The organism is Phyllobacterium sp. P5_D12, from assembly GCF_054049495.1.
On sequence record NZ_JBFUMG010000302.1, the window covers coordinates 1 to 5,407 of the forward strand.

Sequence of the window (5,407 nt, forward strand, 5' to 3'; positions counted from 1 at the left end):
CTATAAGGCAGGTAAACGTGAAATGTACGGCTTCACCCTTCCCGATGGGATGCAGGACAATGAAAAGCTGCCAGCGCCGATCATCACACCGACCTCAAAGGCCTTCGATGGCGGCCACGATGAACCGCTGACCGCTGAGGATATCCTGAAACAACGGCTTCTCACCAAAGAGCAGTGGGAAACGATTACTAGCTACGCGCTGAAGCTTTTCGCGCGGGGTCAGGAGATCGCCGCAAGCCGTGGTTTGATCCTTGCCGACACGAAATATGAATTCGGCACTGACGATGAAGGTAACATCGTGCTGGCCGATGAAATCCATACACCGGATTCCAGCCGCTATTGGTTTGCCGACAGCTATGCACCCGGTAAGCGGCCGGTCAGTTTCGACAAGGATTTCGTGCGCAACTGGGTCGTGGAACGTTGCGATCCCTACAAAGACGATATCCCGGAGATACCGGAAGACGTGATAGATGCGACGACGCAGATCTATATTCAGGCCTATGAGAAAATTACCGACCGGAAATTTGCGGCTGGTGATCCGGCAGTCGATCCGCTGCAGCGTATTCGCAACAATCTGGCGAAATATTTCTAACGAGAGAAAAGTATTGAAGTCCGCATTACTACGGCGCTAATCTTCCTTCGCGCATCAGCCCGGAGGAGATCGGCGCCATGAATCTCGTAGACATGTTTTTGAAGGCACAGGGCGGACAAACAGTCGACGCCCTTTCAAACCAGTTCAATCTCTCCCAGCAGCAGACAGTTGCCGCCCTCGAGGCATTGATGCCCGCATTTTCCCAAGGTTTGCAGAGAAATGCCGCCGATCCAATGGGCTTTGGCGGCTTTGTTCAATCGCTGTCTTCGGGTCGGCAGGTCAATTATTTTGATAATCCGCAAGCAGCTTTCGACCCCRTGGGCATTGCCAACGGCAAGAATGTTCTCGACCAGCTTTTTGGGTCGAAAGATCTGTCGCGAGCCGTTGCCGATCATGCTTCGGCTGTCTCCGGGGTCGGCGCGGACACACTAAAACAGATGCTGCCGGTGGTCGCCTCCATGATGATGGGTGGTCTGTACAAGAAATCGACCGGCCAGTTTGCTGCGGCTGGGCTTGGCGGTGGTAATGTTATCGGCGACCTTATCGAGCAAATGATGCGCCAGAGCGGTGGTCAATCGCCCTCCCCCCAGCAAAGTGCACCTGGCGCAGGCGGCAACCCATGGGGACAGATATTGGAAAGCATGCTCGGCGGAGGTGCAGCAGGGCAGCCACAATCGCAAGGCCAGGGCAATCCAATGGGAAACAATCCGCTAGGCAAAATATTCGAAGAGATGATGAAGGGTGCTGGCGGCGCAGCGCAGCAAGCCCCGGCACCGCGTGGCAGAGTCCCCCAAGACGCAGCACCTCAGGATACGGCCCAGGGACAAAACCCGTTCGGTGATAATCCGCTGGGGAAAATATTCGAGGAAATGATGAAAGGCGCAGGTGGGTCCGCAGCGCCGCAAACACCAACGCCGCGTGGCATGCCTCAAGATAATGCACCTCAAGAGACGACTCAGGGACAAAATCCGTTTGGCGACAATCCCTTGGGCCAGATTTTCGGAGAAATATTCGGTGGCGGTGCGCAGCAGCGTCCAGCACCGCAATCACCTCAACCACAGCCGCAAACCCAGCAAAGAACGGCGCCTTCCGCCCCTTCGGATAATCCCCTGAAAGACATACTCGGCCAGATGTTCGATACGGGTAAGCAGACGAACGATCAGTATCAGAAAGGTCTGGAATCCATCTTCGACCGGTATAAGCGCGGTATGGACCGCTATCGCTGACGAACCGGCAAGAAAAAGCCCGGCCACTTGCATATGCAATGTGGGCCGGGCAGGAGGCAGGCGGGACGCCGGGAGGGGATTCCGGCGTGAATGGGCGCCTGCTAAACAGTCAAATCGTCAGCCTTAGATGATCGAGCGGGCAGCACGAACACGCGACCTTACATCGGCCAAGGCGCCCAATCGTTCACTCGGATCATCGAGAAGCGAGGTGCCAATAGCAGAATGAAGATCGGCACGGGTGACGCCGATATCATGCAGCATTTCGTCATTCCACTCGCCGAGGCTCATAATCGTTTTGCGATTACGACGTGCGACGATCACTTGCTTGACAAAGTTGGCAGCCTGCGACGCAAATGCTGCGATCGAGCGGGTGAAACCAGTTACTTCAATCATTCTCGTTGTCGTCGTCATCGCCGTTACTCCTTTTGAAGGGCGATCAAGAAAGTTAAACCGCGCGAAAACCATTTTCCGCGCACCACGCCGCGTTATCCCCTGAACCACTCGTAGGACACCGACGCTTCCTGAACATTTACAGAATGATCCATAATAATTGATTATTCAAACGAATGTTTTTAATGTAAACGTTCAATAATAATGATGGATCAACCATTCCGGGAACATTGCCATGAACGCACCGCTTGATCTCGACCAGTTGCAAACATTCACGGCTATTGCCGACCTAGGTAGTTTTACAAGGGCTGCCGACAAGGTGAACAAGACGCAATCCGCCGTTTCGATGCAGATGCGCCGACTGGAAGAGCGTGTATCCAAATCGCTTTTCGAGCGCGATGGCCGCACCAATCGACTGACGGAAGATGGTGAGCGCCTGCTGGCCTATGCACGGCGGATGCTGCAGCTTAACAATGAAACCATTGCAGCTTTTGATGATACGCAGCTGCAAGGGCATATCCGCATTGGCACACCGGACGATTATGCCGACCGGTTTCTGCCGGAAATCATGGCGCGATTTTCCCGTTCCAATCCTCGCGTCGAGCTGTCGGTCGTCTGCGAGCCCACCGTCAATCTCGACGAGATGATCCGCAAAGGGCAACTCGATATTGCACTCGTAACGCAGTGCGACGAGCAACGGCGCTCGGAAGTTGTGCGTAGCGAACAGCTGCTTTGGGTTACCTCAGCCCACCATAATGTGCATGAAGAACAAGTACTTCCGCTGGCAGTCGGCCGCCCGACCTGTATCTGGCGCGCTGCCGCGGTGGATGTTCTCGACAGCATGCACCATGACTACCGCATTCTTTTCACAAGCTGGTCGGCCACTGTCTTGGCAGCGGCGGTTCTGGCGGGCCTTGCTGTCTCGATCCTGCCCGAGTGTGCTTTGCGCCCGGGAATGCGCGTTCTGACGGAGGCCGACGGTTTTGGCCGCTTGCCGGAATTCGGCATCGGCATCATGCGCGGCCACACCAAGCCCTCCGCGATCGTCGATGCGCTGGCACAGCACATTGTCGAAAGTCTCGACAATTTGTCGATGCCCTCTCCCGTGAGCGTGAGCCAAGCTTCGGCGCCGATCATGGCTAATCAGCGTCTCCGGCAAGTTCGTGCTGCGGAACTCGTTCCTGGCTGGTGATCACATTCCCCCTTGCCATGCCTTCACTGCGTCCAGGGGATAGAGCAACATAAGTATGTTGAGGCTGAGATTATCTCGTATGACCCAGCCAGCCAGCAGCTCGAAAAAGATCGCCAGCACGATCGTCAGCCAGAGAGGAGCCCTGGCGGCGAAGAAGAAGCCTAGAACCATGAATAATATGTCGCTGACGGAATTCAGAACACTATCGCCGGTATAGCCGAGCGCAATCGTGGCTTCGCGGTAGCGATTGATGACCATGTCAGTGTTTTCAAAAATCTCCCAGGCCGCCTCGACCACGATGGCCATCAGCAGACGCTGACCGATGGGTAATCTACGGGCGACAAGCCAGAAAATACCGTAGAACAGGAAGCCATGGATAATATGCGAGAGCGTGTACCAATCGGCGATATGCTGTGAATTATCTGAAGAATTCGTCTCGCCAACCCATAGCTTTATTGTCCCACAGGTACATATCGGGTTGCGGCCCATCCATAGCAAGATCGCTGCAGCGGCAGCAATCATAAGAGCCCCTATCAGCAGATAATGATGTAATTTCAAGCCTTTAGAAGTGGCAGCAATATCTGTTGGCATGTGGATTTCCCCTTTTTCCAACTCTTGCGGATAGGCGATATTCTTGAAGCTTGCAATGGTGCAATCAAGGATTGCCGAGGCTTGACCCTGACGACAGGGGGACTAGGAATAGCGCATGAGCGAAAAGCCCGAATCTGCATCGAATGTTGCCGAATATACTGTCTCTGAAATATCCGGCGCGTTGAAGCGCACGGTCGAGGACACTTTCGGGCACGTAAGGGTTCGCGGCGAGATTTCCGGGTATCGCGGCCCGCATTCGTCCGGCCATGCCTATTTCTCGCTGAAAGACGACAAGGCGCGCATTGAGGCGGTCATCTGGCGCGGTTCCATGAGCCGTTTGCGCTTCCAGCCGGAGGAAGGCATGGAAGTCATCGCCACGGGCAAATTGACGACTTATCCGGGGTCTTCCAAATACCAGATCGTCATCGAGCAGATGGAACCGGCGGGGGTCGGCGCGCTGATGGCACTCCTGGAGGAACGCAAGCGCAAGCTTGGTGCAGAGGGGCTCTTCGATCCCGCGGCCAAGCGGCGGCTGCCCTTCATGCCGCGCATTATCGGCGTTGTCACATCACCGACCGGCGCTGTCATCCGCGACATCATCCACCGCATCACCGACCGTTTCCCGCTGCATGTTCTGGTCTGGCCGGTACGTGTGCAGGGCGAGACTTGCGGTTCTGAAGTCGCCAATGCGATCAATGGTTTCAATGGGTTAGAACGGGGTGGCGTTCTTCCTCGTCCCGATGTCCTGATTGTGGCGCGTGGCGGTGGCAGCCTTGAAGACCTTTGGGGGTTCAATGATGAAGCCGTCGTGCGCGCTGTCGCCGCATCGCAAATTCCCATCATTTCTGCTGTCGGTCACGAGACCGACTGGACGCTGATCGATCTTGCCGCGGACGTTCGCGCACCAACGCCAACCGGTGCTGCAGAGATGGCTGTGCCGGTCAAGACAGACCTCCGGGCGCAGGTCGCGACGCTTGGCGCCCGGCTTGCGTCGGGCATGTCGCGCTATCTCGACCGCCGTCGTCAGGCGCAGCGGGCGCTTGCCCGCGCCCTGCCCTCGGCGGACCAGTTGCTTGCACTTCCACGCCGACATTTCGACGAAACCGCAGGCCGTTTGGGCCGTGCCCTGCAGGCGAATACGCAGAAGAAACGCGGCGAGTTCGACGGCTGCGCAAGGCAGCTATCGCCCCGGGTCCTTGAGCAAAAGGTTCGCGAAAAGCGGATTGAAATCAAGCGCTTGGACAGTCAGCTGCCGCGTTGTCTTGCAGCTTTTCTGCAGAAAAGACGCGCGGTTTTCGACCGGCAAGCGGCACGGCTTTCGATCGAACCTGCCGCACGGCTGGCACAGAGAGACCGCCAACATCTTCAACAGCTCGACCGACGTCAGGTCCAAGCCGTCAATCTGCTGATCGACGG

General features: G+C 56.3%; 6 protein-coding genes. 4 read left to right on the plus strand and 2 right to left on the minus strand.

The window, feature by feature from the left end:
• Nucleotides 1-592, plus strand: a 592-nt coding sequence (locus tag ACXJ5O_RS17735; protein ID WP_457301037.1) for a phosphoribosylaminoimidazolesuccinocarboxamide synthase, incomplete at its 5' end; no start/stop codon positions are given.
• Nucleotides 593-669: 77 nt separating this feature from the next.
• Nucleotides 670-1,818 (plus strand): DUF937 domain-containing protein, encoded by a 1,149-nt coding sequence (locus ACXJ5O_RS17740; RefSeq protein ID WP_457301038.1) that lies wholly within the window; start codon nt 670-672, stop codon nt 1,816-1,818.
• A gap of 123 nt (nt 1,819-1,941) precedes the next feature.
• Here the strand turns inward: ACXJ5O_RS17740 and ACXJ5O_RS17745 are convergent, their stop codons facing one another.
• Nucleotides 1,942-2,229, minus strand: coding sequence for a DUF1127 domain-containing protein (locus ACXJ5O_RS17745; RefSeq protein ID WP_457301039.1), 288 nt, complete (start codon nt 2,227-2,229; stop codon nt 1,942-1,944).
• A 214-nt stretch (nt 2,230-2,443) separates the two neighbouring features.
• Here ACXJ5O_RS17745 and ACXJ5O_RS17750 point away from each other — a divergent pair, with 214 nt between their 5' ends.
• The gene (locus ACXJ5O_RS17750) at nt 2,444-3,400 is read left to right on the plus strand and encodes a LysR substrate-binding domain-containing protein (protein WP_106715502.1); all 957 of its coding nucleotides are present in this window, start codon (nt 2,444-2,446) and stop codon (nt 3,398-3,400) included.
• Here the strand turns inward: ACXJ5O_RS17750 and ACXJ5O_RS17755 are convergent, their stop codons facing one another.
• Nucleotides 3,401-3,991, minus strand: a complete 591-nt coding sequence (locus tag ACXJ5O_RS17755) for a DUF2585 domain-containing protein (protein WP_457301040.1) — start codon at nt 3,989-3,991, stop codon at nt 3,401-3,403.
• Nucleotides 3,992-4,106: 115 nt separating this feature from the next.
• On the opposite strand from ACXJ5O_RS17755, the gene xseA reads away from it, so the two are divergent.
• Nucleotides 4,107-5,407 (plus strand): exodeoxyribonuclease VII large subunit (gene xseA, locus ACXJ5O_RS17760; RefSeq protein WP_457301041.1); only part of this gene is annotated, 1,301 nt, incomplete at its 3' end.

What these genes read in the sequence shown, in the direction of transcription:
- ACXJ5O_RS17745 (WP_457301039.1), bottom strand. Translation starts at nt 2,229, where the DNA reads ATGACGACGACAACGAGAATGATTGAAGTAACTGGTTTCACCCGCTCG.
- ACXJ5O_RS17750 (WP_106715502.1), top strand. Translation starts at nt 2,444, where the DNA reads ATGAACGCACCGCTTGATCTCGACCAGTTGCAAACATTCACGGCTATT.
- ACXJ5O_RS17755 (WP_457301040.1), bottom strand. Translation starts at nt 3,991, where the DNA reads ATGCCAACAGATATTGCTGCCACTTCTAAAGGCTTGAAATTACATCAT.